The sequence below is a fragment of the Ruminiclostridium cellobioparum subsp. termitidis CT1112 genome (assembly GCF_000350485.1).
Classification (GTDB): domain Bacteria; phylum Bacillota; class Clostridia; order Acetivibrionales; family DSM-1351; genus Ruminiclostridium; species Ruminiclostridium termitidis.
In genome coordinates this window covers 1-19,281 of record NZ_AORV01000023.1, presented here as the reverse complement: position 1 = coordinate 19,281, position 19,281 = coordinate 1, and the positions used below count along the sequence as shown (strand labels likewise).

Here is a 19,281-nt window from a genome sequence, read left to right as displayed (position 1 = left end):
TATCTGGACAAGCTTAAGACCGATTCATTGGAAAGAATTACATGCTGCAAAACCTATAGCCAGATGAAGAATGAAACGGTAAACATCATTTCAAACCTTATTTCGACACAGATCAGCACTAAAAAAAACAAGCATGATGCTATCATGAAAAAATGCATTCAGTACATTGACACCAATTTCAAGGAAGATATTTCATTGGAATATATGGCGGAGTTGTTTTATTTCAATGCCAGCTATTTTGGAAGTTTATTTAAAAGCATCAATGGAATTACATTCAGCCAGTACTTACAGAAGGTCAGAATTAATAAGGCGAAGGAGTATCTTAAAAATACGGCTATCAAAGTATATGAATTAGCTTTTAGTGTGGGTTACTCAGATCCAAAGTATTTTATAAGGGTTTTTAAAAATGAAGTGGGCTTTTCTCCTGACGAATACCGGCGTATAGTATTAAGCAAGAAAAATGAGGATACACTATGAAAATTATAAAGGGTATATGGATGGCTTTCAAGAATCTAAGACTCAGAAGCAAGTTGATTTTATCTTTTATCAGCCTCATATCCATACCCTCGCTGGTTATTGGTTTTGGATTTTATAATACAAGCTCAAAAATTATTTCAGAAAATACCAGCGAAAATATTTTTAATATTGTCAAGAAAAACACGCAAATTACCGACATTAAATTTTCAAGAATTGAAGAGAGCGCCTTAATGATGGCGGTAGATCCGGATTTGTACAGGCTTTTTGAAGGTTACAACGCTGAGGACGAGAGTAATTTGCTTCGTTTAAATTATGAAATGTCAGTCATTATTTCAAAATACTTTTCAATGTATGAGGATGTTTATTCAGCTTATATTGTCACAAGTAAATTTTCATTCGGAAGCAATTCAAAAATGTTTATTCCTCAGAGCGCATTTTATAAAACCAGTATTTACTCAGATGCGGTGGAAGCCAAGGGGAAAACAAGATGGATCAGAACCTATGATTTTACCGACATGTTCAATCAAAAAGAACTGAAAAATACCAACCTTGATTACAGATATATGTTTGCTGCAGTAAAGCTTTTGAATATCTCGACATTAGAAAGCCAAAATTATTATGATGGAACGTATAGTTCCCCGGTTATAAAGTCATTGAATAGTAATATAGAAAGGCCCATATTGATTTTAAACTTTCAGGAGAACATATTCCACGAATTGTATTCCAGTTCACTTCCAATAAAAGAGGCCGTCTATTATATTATTGACCGGCAGGGAAATATAATATCCCATCCTGATAAAGCAAAGCTGAACACAAAGGAAACTCCCGTCTGGCTGCAGGAAGCAATTCAGAAAGGAGCTGGATCGAGTTATGTAAATATCAACGGGCATAGGACATTGGTTTGCTACGATACATCAAAAGTGACTGGATGGATTTCTGCGTTTGAAGTACCAGTGGATAAAACTCTAAGTTCTTTAACTGTAGTAAGATACTATACCCTTTATTTAGCTATAGGCATTACCATATTGGCTATTATCATTGCTTTTTTGATATCAGGGAGGATAGTCCAGCCAATCAAAAAATTGCTTAAAGCTATCAGGAGTATAGGCGAGGGGAACTTCCCAAATAGAATCATGGCAGTAGGAAATGATGAGATGGGAATATTAGTAGATAATTTTAATATTATGAATGAAAAGATTCAGAAGCTCATTGAAGAAAACTATGAAGTGAAAATACGGGAAAAGGAGGCACATATAATGGCTTTGAATCTCCAGTTAAACCCGCATTTCATGTCTAATACACTGAATACCATTAATTGGATGGCTATTGAGAATAATCAAAGTGAAATCAGTAAAATGATTATGAGCCTTTCTACAATGCTGCAGTATACCATGAGAAATACAACCGAAATGGTAAAGTTCAAGGACGATCTGGACTGGCTTAAAAGTTATGTTTTCATAATGAAAAATCGATATGAGGATGTTTTCGGAGTGGAATATCAGTTTGATGAGAAGCTATACGATACAATGGTCCCAAAGCTGTTTCTGCAGCCTATCGTTGAAAATGCAATTATCCATGGATTTGAGACCGTCGAAACAGGGGGATATTTAAAAATAACAGGCAGCATTGAAAACGGGATAAGAAATTTTGTTGTTGAAGATAATGGGAAGGGAATGACGCCTGAAAAAAATCTGAAGGTAATGAAGTCGGATGAAAATTCTATAGGGATCAAAAACATAGACAAAAGGGTCAAGCTTCTTTTCGGAGAAGAATACGGATTGCATATTGAGTCGCAGGAAGGAAAAGGAACCAAAGTTTGCATCATGATTCCGTATGATGGATAAACCATTATTTCTCCACCAAAATTGAAATGTTAGAATTTTATTTTAAAATAGTGGGTGCTAATATTGGAGTATAGCAAGCTTGCAAATTAATTTTGAGGAGTGTTCATTAAATGAAAAAAGCTATTAAGATCCTATCCTTGATGCTAATTGTCTCATTTGTGTTTGGAACAGTGTTTGTTGGTTGTGGAAGTACAAACAAAGAGCCGGTAAAAGCCGATGCTTCTACTAAAGATGCTGCTGCAAAAAAGGAACCCGTTACTTTGAAATTTACATACTGGGGGAGTCCAATTGAGAAAAAAGCAGTGGAAGACTGTGTCAAAAAGTTTCAAGAGAAAAACAGCTATATCACTGTAGATGGAATGTATATTCCCAGTGCCGATTATTTAACTAAAATAACAGCCATGATAGCAGGAAATGATGCACCTGATCTTGGATATATGGATGTTAGTCTGGCTTTTAAAATGGCGGAAGAAGGAAAGCTTTGCAATATAAATGATTTTCTCGCTAAAGATTCTGAATTAAAGAAAGAGGACTACCTTGACAACATCTGGTACAATTGGGCACCTGGTAAAAGTCTGGGCACAAATTCAGCGTGTGAATCTATTACCCTCCTGTATAATGCCGATATGATCAAGGCGGCCGGAGTTGAAACCCCTCCGACAAAAGCAGAAAATGCATGGGATTGGGACAAATTTGTTGAAATCGCCAGGAAACTTACCATAGACAGTAATGGTAAAAATGCGCTTGATCCTGCTTTTGATTACAAGAACATAAAACAGTACGGTGTACAGTTTCCTACAACCTGGCAATACTATATGCCTTTAGTCTATTCGAATGGCGGAGATTATGTTAATGATGATGGCAGTAAGCTGACGTTATCTTCAAAGGAAGCAACAGATGCGATACAAAATTTAGCCGACCTTGTCAATAAGTATCATGTAGCTCCTTCACCGGTACAACAAAGAAGTATGCCGGCACCATCTGTAGGTTTACAATCAAAGCAGGTAGCCATGATCCTTGCCGGGCAATGGAACCTTCTTGATTTGGGAGCTGCAAAACTCAATTTTGGTGTTGGCGTTCTTCCAAAACTAAAAAAATCTGTAACATTGGTTCTGGGGTCTCCTACGGTAATATTTTCCGGAGGCAGGCATCCGGAAGAAGCCTGGCTGCTTTACAAATGGCTGCAGAATCCTGAAAGTTCCATAGATTTACAGGCAGGGGGATTATGGATGCCACTCATGAAGGATTGGTATACAAAACCTGAATTGATCTCTAAGTGGGCAGAAAACAATCCCTCGCATCCAGAAGGCTATAAGGATGCCATTATGAAGCAAACTATAGAAAAAGGTGTCAGTGGTCCGGCCTATTATGTAAAAGGCTTCAGCGAAATAGATGCAATCATTGCACCTGCTCTTGAACAAGTATGGCTTGGAAATAAAACGGCGGAACAAGCCATTAAAGAAGTAGAACCTAAGGTGCAGGAAAAACTCAAAGGCAGATATGACAATAAAAAACAAAACTAACAAAGAACAGATAAGCAGCCAGGTTGAAAAGCCTGGCTGTATTTTCCCGGATGTATTGAGTAATTTTACAAAATTTGGGAAGAAAGGTAAACTTAATAATATATGTAGTTATGGGGGGCACATGAAACAAGAAACTAATAACAGAGTGCCAATGTTTGAAGATATTCCTGAAAATGCAAGTAATATCCGGCTTGGACATTTGGCAAACACAAAAAAGAAAAATGCTTACAGACAGGAAGCAATTTTAGGTGTACTTTTTGCAATGCCAGCGATATTGGGCTTTATAATATTCACTTTGGGACCTATGCTAGCAAGTCTTATTTTAAGTTTTACAGATTATGCGGTCTTTAATAAATTAAAATTCGTGGGTTTTGAAAACTATATTAATCTATTTAATGGAGATAATCCGTTTTTCTATAAATCAATATTGGTTACATTTTATTATGTAGCCCTTAGCGTACCATTAGGACTTACATTTCACTTTTTTTTGGCGGTATTGATGAATAGGAAGATTAAGTTCAGAGGTATATACAGGGCGGTTTTCTATTTACCTACTATCTTGCCTATAGCAGCAACATGCACGGTATGGATGTGGCTGTTTAATCCCGATTTCGGACTGCTCAATTATTTACTGGGTTTTTTGGGTATTCCAAAACTCATGTGGATTGGCTCGGAAGCCGGTGTGGTTCCATCCATAGTATTAACAGCTGTTTGGATTGCTGGAAATACCATGGTTACATTCCTTGCAGGACTTCAGGACATACCGAGACAAATGCTGGAGGCTGTGGATGTAGATGGGGGTAATGCGTTCCATAAATTGCGGCATATAACAATACCAATGGTTTCGTCTACAATATTCTTTAACTTCATTATGGGTATAATCAATGGATTTCAAGTTATTGTCCAGCCAATGATGATGACGGCTGGAGGCCCGAATAATTCCAGCTTGTTTTATGGCATGTTCCTTTACAAGGAGGCCTTCGAGTTCTCAAGGATGGGAAGCGCCTGTGCGATTGCATGGGTCCTGTTTATTATTATTATGATCTTCACCGGTTTGACTTTCAAATCATCACCAATGTGGGTTTACTATGAAGGAGAGGTAAAAGGGAAATGAAAAGTAGATTTATGGAGAAAATATCTATTGCTCAAGTTTTAACATATATTTTGTTAACAGTTGGAGGTATAATTTTTCTGACACCTTTCTACTGGATGTTCAGGAGTTCTCTGATGGATCAGGGACAGATTTTTGAGATGCCTCCCATATGGCTGCCGAATCCCATCCGGATTGACAATTTTAAGGAAGCACTGACCATTATGCCATTTAACCGTTTTTTTTTCAATACAGCTGTTATCGTTGTATTTGCTACTGCGGGTGTTGTATTGACGAGCTCCATAACGGCATTTAGTTTTGCAAGGATGAGATGGCCGGGAAGAGATAAAGTATTTATCTGTTTATTATCGGGTATGATGCTTCCGCAATATGCAACTCTTATACCTACATTTCTAGGGTGGAAGTTCCTTGGTGCAGTTGGAACAAATCTGCCTTTAATCATACCAAGCTGGTTTGGCGGAGGAGCCTTTTATATATTTCTTTTGAGGCAGTTTTATATGGCAATTCCAAAAGAACTGGATGAAGCAGCCTATGTTGATGGTGCAGGTTATTTTAGAATATTTGTACAAATCATTCTTCCGCTTACTAAACCTGCGATTGTCGTTGTTATTTTATTTTCTTTCCTGCATTATTGGAATGATTTCCTGGCTCCGGTGATTTATCTGAATGACGTATCAAAATATACCCTTACCTTAGGATTGGCACTTTTTTCAGGGATGTACAATGCACAGTGGAATTTGATGATGGCTGCTTCAGCAGTGGTAGCAATTCCTGCAATCATTGTTTTTCTGTTTGGACAGAAGTATTTCGTAGAAGGTATAAGCATTACAGGCTTAAAGGGGTAATAAATTATGGAAAACGCAGCGATTGTTATAGAAGCTGTTTTAAGGAGGAACATGTGAATGAGCCATACTAATTATTATATAAATGCAGGTGAACTGGAGGAGGCTTCGCAGTCAACCCTGCCATTGGGTGCTGTAAAACCAACCGGATGGGTTTACAATCAAATGTCCATTCAGGCAGATGGGCTGACAGGACATTTGGACGAATTTTGGGACTCTGTGGGAAGTTATAGCGGCTGGCTTGGCGGGACAGGCGAAAATTGGGAAAGAGGTCCTTATTATTGTGATGGTCTCGTACCTCTGGCATACTTACTGGAAAATGAAAAATTGATAGAAAAGGCCGGAAAATGGATTGAATGGACATTGAACAGCCAAACTGAAGACGGTAATTTTGGTCCCGGTGACAATGAGGACTGGTGGCCCAGGATGGTTATGCTGAAGGTATTAATACAGTACTTTGAAGCAAAAGGTGATGAGCGTGTTCCAAAATTTATGGACAACTATTTTCAGTTTCAGAATAGGAATATTATTGAAAAGCCTCTGCAATCTTGGGGAAAAGCAAGAGGCGGAGAGCTGATCTATTGTATTCACTGGTTATATAAAAGAACGGGTCAGGATTACCTGCTCAAGCTAGCTGAAATAATTCACAAGCAAACGACAGACTGGACTGGGATTTTTTGCAAATTTCCATTTATAAGGCCAACAAACTTTTATTATCATTGGGACAAAGAGCTATATCATTATGGAACGGATAAAGTAATGAAGCTGTACCATGAAACACACATCGTTAATATCGTGATGGGGATCAAGGAGCCGGGACTTTTTTACAGACAGTCCAAGTTGGATATTCACAGGGAAGCAGTTTATAAAGCGATTGAAAACCTGACTCAATATCATGGGTTTGTCAACGGACTTTTCAGTGGTGATGAGCATTTGAGCGGAAATAATCCTTCACAGGGCAGCGAACTATGCTCTGTTACCGAGTATATGTTCAGTTTGCAGACCCTCTTGGAGGTTTTCGAAGAAGTCAAGCTTGCCGACATTCTTGAAAAATTGGCCTATAATGCATTGCCGGCGACTATTACAAAGGATTTCAAGGGGCATCAGTATGACCAGCAGCCTAATCAGGTTCTTGTGACCAAGGCAAAACGAAACTGGTTCAATAACAGGGAGGATGCAAATATTTTTGGTTTGGAGCCTAATTTCGGTTGCTGCCTTGCAAATATGCATCAGGGATGGCCAAAGTTTGTTAAGAACTTCTGGATGGCAACAGCAGATGGCGGACTGGCAGCAGTAGTGTATGGTCCATGCACGGTTGCTGCAAAGGTGGGAAACGATGTGGATGTTACCTTGAAAGAGGAGACGGAATATCCTTTTGATGATATGATTAAAATAAAATTCGAGTGCAGCCAATCGGTCGGATTTCCGTTAAAATTAAGAATTCCCGGCTGGTGCACACGGGCGACGGCATCGATTAACGGATGTGATATGGTCGATTCAGAAGGCGGAAGGTACCTTGTAATAGACAGAGAATGGCATGATGGTGATTTTGTTATATTGACTTTTCCAATGAACATAAGAGTTTCACATTGGTACCAAAATTCAGTAGGGATTGAGAGAGGACCTCTGGTTTATGCTTTAAAGATTGGAGAACAGTGGGAGAAATTAAAAGGCCGGGAACCATATTCGGATTGGGAGGTATATCCTACAACACCTTGGAATTACGCTTTGGAGATAGATACAGACTGTCCTGATAATTCCTTTAAAGTAGTTAAAAATGAAGTAGGATATCAGCCTTTTGATTCAGTAAACCCTCCCATTATATTAAAGGGATGGGGAAGAAGGTTACCAGAGTGGAAGTTGGAAAATAACTCGGCAGGTGATTTGCCAATGAGCCCTGTAAGCTCGGATGAGCCGGCCGAGATAATAGAACTTATACCTTATGGAGCTGCTAAGCTTAGAATTTCACAGTTCCCATACATTGAGAGAGAGAAGGAGATTAATAAATAATAATGAAGAATTAATGTATAAAAATTATTATGCTAAGGCCTGATTTCGATATTTCATCGGAGTTAGGCTTTTTAGTTTTTTGGCAGCAGAGAAAATAGGGAAAATTATCATAATCACATAAAATTTATTAAAAAGACATAAAAGTGTCTGTACAGACATTATTTTATTCATTTAAAATAGTAATATGAATATTATTAATAAGTCTATTTATTTACTTAGGAAAGAGGAAAATATTATGGAGAAGAATAAAGTAAACTGGGGTATTATAAGCTGTGCAGGGATTGCAGAATCGGCCGTAATTCCGGGGATTTTAGGTGCCGGCAATGCTCAATTGTATGCAATATCGAGCCGGGGACCCGAAAAGCTGGAGAAATTCAAAAAACTGTTCAATCCTGTAAAAGCCTATCAGAGCTATGATGAACTTCTGGATGATCCTGAGGTAGATGCCGTATATATTCCGCTCCCCAACGGCTTGCATTGTGAATGGACCCAAAAAGCTGCCGAGAAGAAAAAACATGTACTCTGTGAAAAACCTATGGGGATTTCGGCAGAGGAAGCCCGGCTTATGAAGGAAGTCTGCGACAAAAACGGAGTTCTGCTTATGGAAGCCTTTGCCTACAGGCATAGTCCGCTGACAAAAAAAGTAAAGGAACTGGTTGACAGCGGAACAATCGGCAAGATAAAATTTATGGACTCGCATTTCAGCTTTTTACTTAAGGATATGAATGATGTGAGGGTGTCCAGGGCTTTAGCAGGTGGTGCAACCTATGATATAGGCTGCTACAACATTAATATAATAAGACACATTATCGGTGCTGAACCGGTATCCATATTTGCAACAGGGGAGATAGGAGAAAAATCCGGTGTTGATGAGAGCAGCTGTATCGTTATGGAATTTGAAGGAGGCGTAAAGGCGGTATCCTACTGTTCTTTCCGGTGTATGTCGCGGGTTGAATATACAATAGTCGGGGACGGGGGAAGCATTTCGGTGCCTGTTGTATTCAACTCAAAAGGTGAAACGAGGATAATTGTAAAAACAGGCTCGGCAACAGAGGAAATAACTGTTCTATGCCCGGATAATTACATGCTGGAGGTTGAACAGTTCGGCAGATGTATTTTAAACGGTGAAAAGCCATATATCACTTTTGAGGACTCAATAAATAATGCAAAGGTAATAGATGAGGCATTAAGGCAAATTTTTAAAAAATAGCTTTATTTTCGGTTCCTGTGAACATTTATTATATATAGGAAGAAAGGTCCAGAATTACAACAGTATGAATTGGGAATTGATTGTTTCTCTCTGGTATAACTACAATTGCATGCTGATTAATCTAATTGAAGGCATTGATAGTGACAAACTGCAAAATGTTTGGGTCAAAAATGAAGAGGCAATACTATTGGAAGAAGTTGTAAACCACTACTATAAACATGTGGAAATGCACATGGAGCTTTCAATAACAGGTTGGGGGAATTGACGGTATAAAGCAGCATGGCTGAAATAAAGAATCCATTAAAGTAATATATGCCTGAAATTGCAGGTGGAACACAAGTGTTCTGCCGCAATTTCAGGCATATTCGCTTTTGGCACTAATAATCAGTGTCAAAAATGCGGAACAATTGATTGAAGTCAAACATTTTACTATATTATAATATAATCATCAAATAAAAGTCTTAAAATATTTAATAAAATAAATCAAATAATTTATCTCAAAAATAATTCTTAACGTACAAGTTTAATACTAAAATTGAAAATAAAAGGGAGAGATAATATATGGGCTTTTCATTTTTCGGAAAGAAGGAAAAAAAACCTGAAACTGATAAGGTGCAGGGGCACATGGATAATACAGGTGTAAATGTAAATAAATATTATGGCATACTTGATCTAAAAAACATTAAGACAGGCCAGAAAAGTGTAAGTAAGGAAGAAGCTATTGAAATGGCAGGACAATTGCTGGTTGACGGCGGATATGTATTGCCCGGATATATAGAAGCTATGCAGGAAAGAGAAAAGGTGTATTCAACCTATATAGGCGAGGGAATTGCGATTCCCCATGGTGTAGGCGCAGCAAAGGATAAAATCATCAGAACCGGGATCAGTGTACTGCAGTTTCCTGACGGTGTTATTTTCGGAGAAAACAAGGTGGCTTATCTTGTAGTCGGAATAGCGGGAAAGGGTAATGAGCATATGAAGATCCTTACAAATATTGCCGAATTCATACAGGAAGGTGAGGCAATAAAAGAGTTGTTCACAGTAAAGGACAGCGAAAGGATTTACCGGGCACTTACAGATAAGCTTTAATAGTTCAAGCAATCAAAGAAAATAAAAGGATATGGTGATTGTTATGATAAAAGGTATTCCCGCCTCCAATGGAATAGGCATCGGTAGGGCGCTTGTTTATCAGGAAGAGGATAAGAGCAAGGAATACACCGGTAAAAAAATCGGTGAAACTCAATTGGAAAATGAAATGACCAGGTTTGCAGAAGCGGTTCAAATTGCCGGCAAGAAGCTGGAAGAAGCCAAGGTAAAAGCTTCAAAAATCCTCGAGGAGAAGGATTTACAGCTTTTTGAAGCTTATATGAAAGTGCTGGGCGATCCCATTCTGAACGACATGGTCAGAACAAATATCCAAAAGCAGTATTTGTGTGCAGAGGCTTCTGTATTGGAAGCGGTTGATAAAATTAAAGCCATGTTTCTTACAATAGATAATGATTATATGAAACAGCGGGCTGAGGATGTGGAGAATGTAGGAAATTACATCCTGGACGCTCTTCTGGGAAGGGAAAGGGTTGATTTATCACAGCTTGAAGCAGATACCATTCTTATAGCCAGGGACTTGACACCGGCCGATACGGTAGCTCTGGATAAAGCCCGCATCAAGGGTTTTGCCATAGCAAAAGGCGGAGAAACCTCCCATACCGCAATTGTTGCAAGAATGTTGGAAATACCGGCAGTAGTGGGCTGCGGTGAAAACATTTTAAAAATAAGTTCGGGAGAAACCGTGATCCTCGACGGCGCCGAAGGAACAGTCCTTTCAAATCCTGACAGCGAACAGCTCGGGTTTTATATGCAGGAGCAGCAAAAGTATTTGGCTGTGCAGGAGGAAATCGGACAGCTGAAAGAAAAACCTGCTGTAACAATTGACGGAATGCGGGTTGAACTCTTTGGAAATATCGGGAAGCCTGAAGAAGCGCTGAGTGTTGTGGAGAAAGGTGGACAGGGAATAGGCCTGTTCAGAACAGAGTTTCTTTATATGGACAGGAATCAGCTTCCGTCCGAAGAAGAGCAATTTCAGGCATACAAAAAAGCAGCTGAAAGCATGGGCGGCATGCCCTGTATAATAAGAACGCTGGATATTGGCGGAGACAAGCAGATAAAGAGTTTGGAGCTTCCGGCGGAAGAAAACCCTTTTCTGGGATACCGGGCCATCAGAATATGTCTCAAAGAGGTTGAAGTATTTAAAACCCAGTTAAAAGCAATATTAAGGGCAAGTACGTATGGAACATTAAAAATAATGTTTCCCATGATTTCAGGTATTGAAGAACTGAGAGCCGCAAAAAAGATATTGGCTGAAGTGAAAAATGACCTGGATGAAAAGAGCATACCCTATGACAGGAACATTCAAGTCGGGATAATGATAGAAATACCTTCGGCAGCCATAACGGCGGATATATTGGCCAAAGAGGCGGATTTCTTCAGCATAGGCACAAATGATTTATGCCAGTACTCACTTGCAGTAGACAGGATGAATGAAAATGTAAGCTACTTATATAATCCAATGCACCCTGGCGTGCTGAGACTGATAAAAAATGTTATAGAGGCCGGGCATGAAGCCGGAATAAAAGTCGGTATGTGCGGAGAAATGGCATCCAATGTTGAAAGTGCGGCAGTATTGCTTGGATTGGGCCTAGATGAATTTTCAATGGCCCCGTCTTCAATTCCCTATATAAAGAAAGCCATCTGTAATCTAACCTTTGAAAAAGCCGGAGATATTGCCGAAAATGTTTTAAAAATAAGTGATGCAGCCCAAATTAGAATTTATGTAAAGGAGAGATTAAATGCTGACTAATAATTTTGTAATCACCTGTGCGGTAGGTCTGCATGCAAGACCTGCGTCTGTTTTGGTTAGTATAGCTGAAACTTTTAAATCGGATATCATAATACGGTTCAAAGAAAAAGAAGTGCCTGCTAAAAGTCTTATAGGCGTTATGACCTTGGGTGCTGAAACCGGTGAAAGCATTGAGATTTCCGTAACAGGGGAAGATCAGGAAAAAGCTATGGAACGTATGGTACTTTTTTTTGAGAAGGAGTTACAGGAGCTGTGATTGCTTAGCTTCCGCAATAATTTCTGAAATAAAGGTCTTACAATAGCCCCTTATTCTAGACATAGGGTCACTATTTGAGATATATGGCATGCACAATTAATTCGAGGAGGAGTTATAATGAGTTCAAATATTAATACCCATTCGTCTGCTCCGCAGATAAAAATTAAGGAACGGATTCAAAAAGTCGGCCGCTTTCTGAGCGGCATGATAATGCCAAATATCGGTGCATTTATTGCATGGGGGCTAATTACAGCATTGTTTATCGGACCTGGATGGCTTCCCAATGCAACACTTGCACAGATGGTAGACCCATTTCTTAAAGCCCTTTTACCGATTCTTATAGGTTATACAGGCGGTAGAGCGGTGGGCGGACAGCGTGGTGCGGTAGTTGGTGCGGTTGCTACGTTAGGTATGATCCTTGGAGCAGGCGGGGCAAAAAATATAAATGAAGCAACTCCTATGTTTTTGGGAGCAATGATTGTCGGACCGCTTGGAGGATATATAACCAAGTTGTTTGCCAGGTTATTTGATGGAAAAATCAAGCCGGGCTTTGAGATGCTGGTTAACAATTTCACTGACGGTATATTGGGCATGGGACTGGCATGTGCCGGACTTGTAGGATTTGGCCCCATTATTAAAGTTGCTACCGATGCATTTGGAAATGTGGTTAGGGCTATTGTTGAAGCAGGTTTTTTACCTCTTGCAAGTATATTTATCGAACCTGCAAAAATATTGTTCCTGAATAATGCAATAAATCATGGAGTGCTTACTCCGCTTGGAACCCAGCAGGTAACGGAAGTCGGAAAATCAATCTTCTTTATGCTGGAGTCAAACCCAGGACCAGGACTGGGAATATTACTTGCATATCTGATTTTCTCCAAGGGTATGGCAAAGCAATCGGCTCCCGGAGCAATCCTTATCCATTTTTTAGGCGGTATTCATGAGATATATTTCCCTTATGTACTTATGAATCCCATACTGATATTGGCTGTTATTGCAGGCGGTATATCAGGGGTGTTTACATTTAATATATTAGGTGCGGGTCTCATAGGACCACCGGCTCCGGGAAGTATTATCATGTACTTCATCATGGCTCCGAAAGGCGGATTGTTACCTGTGCTGGCTGGTGTAATAATATCATGTGCAGTATCCTTCCTTTTAGCCTCTGTCTTCATTAAGAGGTCAAAGGAATTTTCAGGGAAGGAGCTTGAAGCTGCAAAGGCTGCCATAAGTGGAATGAAGGCTGAAAGCAAGGGTCTGGTTAAAAAAACTTCCATTAAAAAAGTAGTTGTGGCCTGCGATGCCGGAATGGGGTCAAGTGCTATGGGAGCGTCTACTCTGCGAAATAAAATAAAGAAACTTGGTTTGGATATTGAAGTGACCAACTGCTCTATTGAAGATATTCCGTCAGATGCGGATGTTGTATTTACACATGAAAGTCTGAGCGGAAGGGCCAAAAGTGCTGCGCCCAATGCCGAGCATATATCCATAAATAACTTTATAAACAGCCCAGAATATGATGAGTTTGCAAAACGGTTATCATAGCCGGATAATGTAACCGGTAAACAGCATATGGGACAGTGGAGCCTTTCACTGTCCTGTAAAACTATTTTTATAATACTTATATATTTATATAAATATATAAGTATTATAAATCGGTTGGTGTTCCTGCAAAACGATAGTATATAACGAGGCAATAAATGTCCCCCACCTCTATGGGGCGCGGGTACCGCCTCGGTTTTCAAGCGGTGAGCATATCCATGGTGTCCTGAGGACACCTTTGCCTCGTTGAAACGCGCAGAGGTAAGGAAATTTTTCTACAGCCGAATAATTTTCTTCTGAACCGATGCGTTATAATAAAACGTATGAAGACTTCTTAATTAATTTTTCCGAGGGAGGTGTGTGTTCTGGATACTAGGATCAATTTACGAGTAAAAAATATTTTAAAGAAAATATTCAGTACAAGTGATTATATAACAGTTACAGCAATTGCAAAGGAACTTGGAATCAGTAACAGAACCATATTGCGAGAGCTGCCCGCTGCAGAAAAATGGCTGCTTAACACAGGCTGCAGGCTTGAAAAGAAATCAGGAGTCGGCATACGCGCAATCGGAAAGCCCGAGGATAAAAACAACCTGATAAATCTTTTGGATGAAGAAAAGGAAGAAAAACTATACACGCCAAAAGAAAGACAGACAATTATATGCAGCGAATTGCTTCAAAATCAGGAACCGGTCAAACTTTACACATTCACACGGATTCTTGATGTGGCCGAAGCAACTGTCAGCAATGACCTGGATAAGCTTGAAGAATGGCTGGGAAAGCAGGAGGTGACCCTGGTAAGGAAGCCCGGACTCGGGGTTTACATTGAGGGTGAGGAAGACAATATAAGAAAATGCATGATCAATCTCATATATGAAAATATAAATGAAAACCATCTCCTGGGGCTCATAAGAAAAAATATTTCCAAAGAGCAGGTGCCGGTGAGCAATACCGAACTGATCGCAAGGAGCAGACTGCTGAATCTTGTTAACGGAAATACTATTCATCAGCTTGAAAAACTGGTACATCAGGCTGAGGAACGAATAGGATACAATCTTGCGGACAGTGCGGTTGTTGGATTGATTGTGCATTTGGCCATTGCCGTCCAAAGGATCAGAAAGAATGAAGACATTGTCATAGATAAGAAGTTTATGGAAGAACTCAAAAACAGTGAAGAGTATACTGTTGCCGAAAAACTTGCTCACGAAATTGAAGATATATTTGATATAAAGGTTCCCAGTGATGAGATCGGTTATATAACCATGCATATAAAGGGATCAAAGAACATTAAAACAAATGAAAAAGACAGTGGAAATTTCATAGGCAACAATGAACTTGTAGAACTGTCCAGGGAGATAATCCGTATAGCCGAAAATGAAACCGGTAAATTCCTCTCGCAGAACGAGAAGCTGCTTACCGGGTTGACTAACCATCTGGGACCGGCCATCAACAGGCTGAAAATGAATTTGGAAATAAGAAATCCGCTTTATACGCAAATTAAAACCCATTATCCGGATTTAATGATACTGGCTGAAAAATGTATAAAAGTGGTTGAAGAATATATAGATATTAAGATGCCCGATACTGAAATAGCTTATATTGCCATGCATCTCGGTGCGGCTATCGAAAAAAGCAAGGTTTCGCCAAAACGGGTTTTCAGAGCGGCTATAGCCTGTGCTACGGGGATAGGTACTTCCAGGCTGCTTGCTACAAGGATTGAAAAGGAATATGACAATATTGAAGTAGCCGGTACTGTTTCAATGTTTAATATCAATAATAATTGGCTTAAGGAAAAAGGAATAGAGCTTATTATTTCTACTGTCGTTTTGGACGAATGCCCTGTTCCTGTGGTTGTGGTCAATCCTCTGCTGTTCCAGGAAGATAAGGCCCGGATAGATACACTTCTGGAAGAGGTAAGAAATACCTGTCCCAATCAGCCCTCCGGTAAAAAGAAAACCTTAAATTTTAAAGAAAAAATGTTCGAATTAAACTGTTATAACAATGCAATAACTGAAATTCTGGACAATTTCTTTTATATTGGGGATACTCAGGCAGAGGATGTCAGTCAGCTGATAAATGATATAAGCCGGATGGCATGCAGCAGTGAGGAAGACCGCGAACAGTTGGTCAAGGATATGGAGGAGAGAGAGGAAAAGGGCGGAACTTTTATTCCGGAATACGGGATAAAACTTTTGCATTGCCGTACAAAAGCTGTCTCCCAAATACATTTCGGCATTATAAAATTGAACAAAGATATCAAAAACAAAGGAAATATCAAGGAAGGAGCTGAGCTCGCCATGGTTGCAGTGGCGCCTGAAGGGAGCAGCAGATACATGCTGGAGACTATCAGCCATGTAAATGGAATACTGGTTGACCAGCCCGAATTTATAAGAATACTGAAGGATGGCAGTAAGGAAGATATTTTTGACGAATTGTGCAGTATCCTTGAAGAGTATTACAATGAGAAGAACAACAAATATATGAAGAATTAAACGTAATTAATAATAGCAGGTACTTGAGCAGTACTTATGTGGAGGGCGGCATGATTATTACGATTACTCTGAATCCGGCAGTTGACAAGACTGTTGAGATACAGGATTTTGAAGTGGGAACTGTAAACAGGGTAGCTTCTGTGAGACTGGATGCCGGAGGAAAAGGTATAAATGTTTCCAAGGTCATCAGGAGTTTGGGAGGAAAGAGCTGTGCAGCCGGAATACTTGGAGGAAACACCGGCAATTTCATAAAAGATTCTTTGAATGGCATGGGGATAGAAAACAAGTTTTTTTATATTGAAGGTGAAACAAGGACAAACCTTAAAGTGGTTGACAGTAAAAGAAAGACCAATACTGATATCAATGAAGCTGGACCGCAGCTCAGTGCGGAAGAAATTACGGCATTTGAAAAAATGATATTCGGCATGATAAATAAGGATTCGGCTGTAGTTTTTTCGGGAAGTGTTCCTGCAAATGTTGACAAGGCTGTTTATGGAAAATGGATCAGAGCTGCAAAGGAGACAGGGGCAAAAACCATTCTGGATGCCGACGGTGAATTATTAAAGTATGGAATAGAGGCAGGGCCTTATATGGTCAAGCCCAATATTCATGAACTTGAGAGCTTTTTCGGAGAAAAAATAGAAGGTGTTGCTGAGGCCGAGTCCCATGCGAGAAAACTTATTGATATATACGGAGTAGAGTTTGTTGCTGTTTCTTTAGGAGCAAAAGGGGCTATTTTCCTCAATAAAGAATGTTCACTGTTTGCAAACAGCATTGATGTGGAGGTTAAAAGTACTGTCGGTGCCGGGGACTCCATGGTTGCCGCATTGACTTACTCTCTGGATATGGGATACGGCTTTGAAAAGTCAGTCCTGCTTGCGGTGGCTTCCGCGACGGCAAATGTTATGACTTCAGGGAGCCAGCCTGCGGATTTTGAAACAATAAGAGAATTGGAAAACAAAGTAAAATTTGAGTATATACGTATAAGAAAATAAATAAGTAAAAGGAGTGGCTGAACAATGAGAACAAGAGCTGTCAGACTATATGGTAAAAATGATTTGAGAATGGAAGAGTTTGACCTGCCAGAAATAAAGCAGGATGAAATTCTTGTTCAGGTTATATCGGACAGCATATGCATGTCTACTTATAAAGCTGCTATTTTGGGAACCGAACATAAAAGAGTGCCAAAGGATGCAGCTGAAAATCCTGTCATTATCGGACATGAAATGGCAGGCAATATAGTGGAGGTCGGAGCCAAATGGAGGGACCAGTTCAAGCCGGGACAGAAATTTTCCATGCAGCCTGCACTGAATTATAAAGGCAGCATGGATTCACCGGGTTATTCGTACCGCTACTGCGGCGGAGACGCAACATATATCATCATGCCGCAGGAGGTTATGGAGCTGGGCTGTCTGCTGCCATACGAGGGAGACGGTTACTATAATGCCTCTCTTGCAGAACCGATGTCATGTATCATCGGTGCATATCATGCAAGCTATCATACATCCATGGGAAGCTATGAACACAGGATGGGCATTGTTGAGGGAGGAAAGCTTGCCATACTGGCAGGAGCGGGCCCAATGGGACTGGGAGCTATCGATTATGCACTTCACTGCGACAGAAAACCCGGAATGATAGTAGTATCCGATGTTGATGAACAAAGACTGAAAAGGGCTGAAGTTATCTTTCCGGCGGAGGAAGCAAAAAAGCTGGGAATGGATCTGATATTCGTTAATACGTGCAATATGGAGGATGTTCCCGGATATCTCAGAGACCTGACCGGCGGAACAGGCTTTGATGATGTGTTTGTATATGCACCCGTCAAGCCGGTTGTGGAGCAGGGGGACAGGATACTTGGACGGGATGGCTGCCTTAACTTTTTTGCAGGACCGACGGATGTAAATTTTTCTGCCCTGATCAATTTCTATAACGTGCATTATAATTCATCCCATATAGTAGGAACTACCGGGGGGAATACCAATGATATGATAGAATCTCTAAGAATGACTGAAAGGAATCAGATAGATCCTGCGGTCATGGTCACTCATATCGGCGGATTGGACAGCGCAGCGGAAGCTACATTAAGACTTCCTGAAGCACCTGCCGGAAAGAAACTCATTTATACAAATATTTTTATGGAACTGACAGCAATTGATGAATTTGAGGAAAAGGGAAAAACCAATCCTCACTTTGCAAAACTTGCAGAAATAACGAAGAAAAACAGGGGCTTATGGTGCGCAGAGGCAGAGAAATATCTGCTTGAGAACTGGGACAAATAATAATTACCGTTACCTACTACCCCGTTTTTTAAGTAATATTGCCGTTCATTAAGTATAATTTATTGATTATATTGGTTATAGTGATTTATTGAGAGTCTTGAGGATAAAACTTCAGGACTCTTTATGTTATTTGTATGTACAAAGGCAATCCTTCTCTAACATTATTTTCGTATCTCAAGTAAGTTATGCCTGCCCCTCCCAACCTTATTTTTTTCAAAGTTGATAAGTTATAATAGATACTTTTTAAGATGCTTGTTTTTTTGAACATAAGCATATCGGACTAAACATAAGAAATTTGTATGGATAATCGAGGAAAAGCCATATGAATTAAAATAAAGGCAAAAAACAAAGAAAACACTTGTTGATACTGCAGGATAGTTGATGATATACTAACCAAGCTGTCACCGACGGCAACGCTTAAAACAGTGAGGTTAGCGGTATGATTTTACCTGATAGTGGTAGTGCCGGCTGCAAAAAACTGAAAGAAATTTTATTAGTTTTCACTATAAAAACTTCTTTAAAAAAAGTGTTGACATAATGATAGCAACATGGTAACATAATAAAGCCGTCGCGGTGAGTGACCGGTAAACCTTGAAAGTCAACAGCAATAATACTTTTAAGGTAACAAATGGACTTTGAAAAGTAAACAGTGACAAATACATGCAAATGTATATGTACATCGTAGATGTACATTGTAAGGACTCTTTAAAATTCCAGAATCCAATGGATTCTAAAAATTGAGTAACTTGCGAACTTTACAACCTGGTTTTTGGAAACAAGAACTAGAAAAAAGTCAGCAATTTTAAATGAGCATGCTGAATAAAATTCAGCAGTCAAG

At 39.6% G+C, this 19,281-nt stretch carries 15 protein-coding genes; all 15 read left to right on the top strand.

The window, feature by feature from the left end; translation table 11 throughout:
- On the top strand, positions 1 to 477 hold a 477-nt coding region (locus tag CTER_RS06450; protein ID WP_004624500.1), incomplete at its 5' end, for a helix-turn-helix transcriptional regulator.
- Entirely contained in the window at positions 474 to 2,321 is a 1,848-nt protein-coding gene (locus tag CTER_RS06445) for a sensor histidine kinase (RefSeq protein WP_004624502.1), read from the top strand. The genes CTER_RS06450 and CTER_RS06445, both read left to right, overlap by 4 nt.
- 110 nt (positions 2,322 to 2,431) lie before the next feature.
- Positions 2,432 to 3,844: an ABC transporter substrate-binding protein gene (locus tag CTER_RS06440; protein ID WP_004624510.1), complete on the top strand. Its 1,413-nt coding sequence runs from the start codon at positions 2,432 to 2,434 to the stop codon at positions 3,842 to 3,844.
- Positions 3,822 to 4,958 carry a carbohydrate ABC transporter permease gene (locus CTER_RS06435; protein ID WP_004624485.1) on the top strand — a complete coding sequence of 379 codons (1,137 nt, stop codon included), beginning with the start codon at positions 3,822 to 3,824 and terminating at the stop codon, positions 4,956 to 4,958. The genes CTER_RS06440 and CTER_RS06435 overlap by 23 nt, the downstream gene beginning before the upstream one ends.
- Positions 4,955 to 5,800, top strand: a complete 846-nt coding sequence (locus CTER_RS06430) for a carbohydrate ABC transporter permease (protein WP_004624494.1) — start codon at positions 4,955 to 4,957, stop codon at positions 5,798 to 5,800. Before CTER_RS06435 ends, CTER_RS06430 begins: the two co-directional genes overlap by 4 nt.
- 57 nt (positions 5,801 to 5,857) lie before the next feature.
- Positions 5,858 to 7,807, top strand: coding sequence for a beta-L-arabinofuranosidase domain-containing protein (locus CTER_RS06425; protein WP_004624486.1), 1,950 nt, complete (start codon positions 5,858 to 5,860; stop codon positions 7,805 to 7,807).
- A 235-nt stretch (positions 7,808 to 8,042) separates the two neighbouring features.
- On the top strand, positions 8,043 to 9,017 hold the full coding sequence (locus tag CTER_RS06420; protein WP_004624496.1) for a Gfo/Idh/MocA family protein: 975 nt from the start codon (positions 8,043 to 8,045) through the stop codon (positions 9,015 to 9,017).
- Between the two features lie 64 nt (positions 9,018 to 9,081).
- A complete protein-coding gene (locus tag CTER_RS06415; RefSeq protein WP_051066538.1) occupies positions 9,082 to 9,282 on the top strand; it encodes a hypothetical protein in 201 nt (66 codons plus the stop codon).
- Positions 9,283 to 9,578: 296 nt separating this feature from the next.
- On the top strand, positions 9,579 to 10,106 hold the full coding sequence (locus CTER_RS06410) for a PTS mannitol transporter subunit IIA (protein WP_004624508.1): 528 nt from the start codon (positions 9,579 to 9,581) through the stop codon (positions 10,104 to 10,106).
- A gap of 43 nt (positions 10,107 to 10,149) precedes the next feature.
- Complete coding sequence (gene ptsP / locus CTER_RS06405; protein ID WP_004624506.1) at positions 10,150 to 11,874, top strand: phosphoenolpyruvate--protein phosphotransferase; 1,725 nt, start codon at positions 10,150 to 10,152, stop codon at positions 11,872 to 11,874.
- On the top strand, positions 11,864 to 12,130 hold the full coding sequence (locus CTER_RS06400; RefSeq protein ID WP_004624493.1) for an HPr family phosphocarrier protein: 267 nt from the start codon (positions 11,864 to 11,866) through the stop codon (positions 12,128 to 12,130). The genes ptsP and CTER_RS06400 overlap by 11 nt, the downstream gene beginning before the upstream one ends.
- 129 nt (positions 12,131 to 12,259) lie before the next feature.
- On the top strand, positions 12,260 to 13,675 hold the full coding sequence (locus tag CTER_RS06395; protein WP_423219198.1) for a PTS mannitol transporter subunit IIBC: 1,416 nt from the start codon (positions 12,260 to 12,262) through the stop codon (positions 13,673 to 13,675).
- A 353-nt stretch (positions 13,676 to 14,028) separates the two neighbouring features.
- On the top strand, positions 14,029 to 16,164 hold the full coding sequence (locus CTER_RS06390; protein WP_004624491.1) for a BglG family transcription antiterminator: 2,136 nt from the start codon (positions 14,029 to 14,031) through the stop codon (positions 16,162 to 16,164).
- Between the two features lie 50 nt (positions 16,165 to 16,214).
- Entirely contained in the window at positions 16,215 to 17,159 is a 945-nt protein-coding gene (pfkB, locus tag CTER_RS06385) for a 1-phosphofructokinase (RefSeq protein ID WP_004624498.1), read from the top strand.
- 24 nt (positions 17,160 to 17,183) lie between these two features.
- Complete coding sequence (locus CTER_RS06380; RefSeq protein ID WP_004624504.1) at positions 17,184 to 18,443, top strand: zinc-binding dehydrogenase; 1,260 nt, start codon at positions 17,184 to 17,186, stop codon at positions 18,441 to 18,443.
- The last annotated feature ends 838 nt before the right edge of the window (positions 18,444 to 19,281 follow it).

Bases quoted from the DNA above. Each gene is read 5' to 3' on its own strand.
- CTER_RS06445 (WP_004624502.1), top strand. From the start codon at position 474: ATGAAAATTATAAAGGGTATATGGATGGCTTTCAAGAATCTAAGACTC.
- CTER_RS06440 (WP_004624510.1), top strand. From the start codon at position 2,432: ATGAAAAAAGCTATTAAGATCCTATCCTTGATGCTAATTGTCTCATTT.
- CTER_RS06435 (WP_004624485.1), top strand. From the start codon at position 3,822: ATGACAATAAAAAACAAAACTAACAAAGAACAGATAAGCAGCCAGGTT.
- CTER_RS06430 (WP_004624494.1), top strand. From the start codon at position 4,955: ATGAAAAGTAGATTTATGGAGAAAATATCTATTGCTCAAGTTTTAACA.
- CTER_RS06425 (WP_004624486.1), top strand. From the start codon at position 5,858: ATGAGCCATACTAATTATTATATAAATGCAGGTGAACTGGAGGAGGCT.
- CTER_RS06420 (WP_004624496.1), top strand. From the start codon at position 8,043: ATGGAGAAGAATAAAGTAAACTGGGGTATTATAAGCTGTGCAGGGATT.
- CTER_RS06415 (WP_051066538.1), top strand. From the start codon at position 9,082: ATGAATTGGGAATTGATTGTTTCTCTCTGGTATAACTACAATTGCATG.
- CTER_RS06410 (WP_004624508.1), top strand. From the start codon at position 9,579: ATGGGCTTTTCATTTTTCGGAAAGAAGGAAAAAAAACCTGAAACTGAT.
- ptsP (WP_004624506.1), top strand. From the start codon at position 10,150: ATGATAAAAGGTATTCCCGCCTCCAATGGAATAGGCATCGGTAGGGCG.
- CTER_RS06400 (WP_004624493.1), top strand. From the start codon at position 11,864: ATGCTGACTAATAATTTTGTAATCACCTGTGCGGTAGGTCTGCATGCA.
- pfkB (WP_004624498.1), top strand. From the start codon at position 16,215: ATGATTATTACGATTACTCTGAATCCGGCAGTTGACAAGACTGTTGAG.
- CTER_RS06380 (WP_004624504.1), top strand. From the start codon at position 17,184: ATGAGAACAAGAGCTGTCAGACTATATGGTAAAAATGATTTGAGAATG.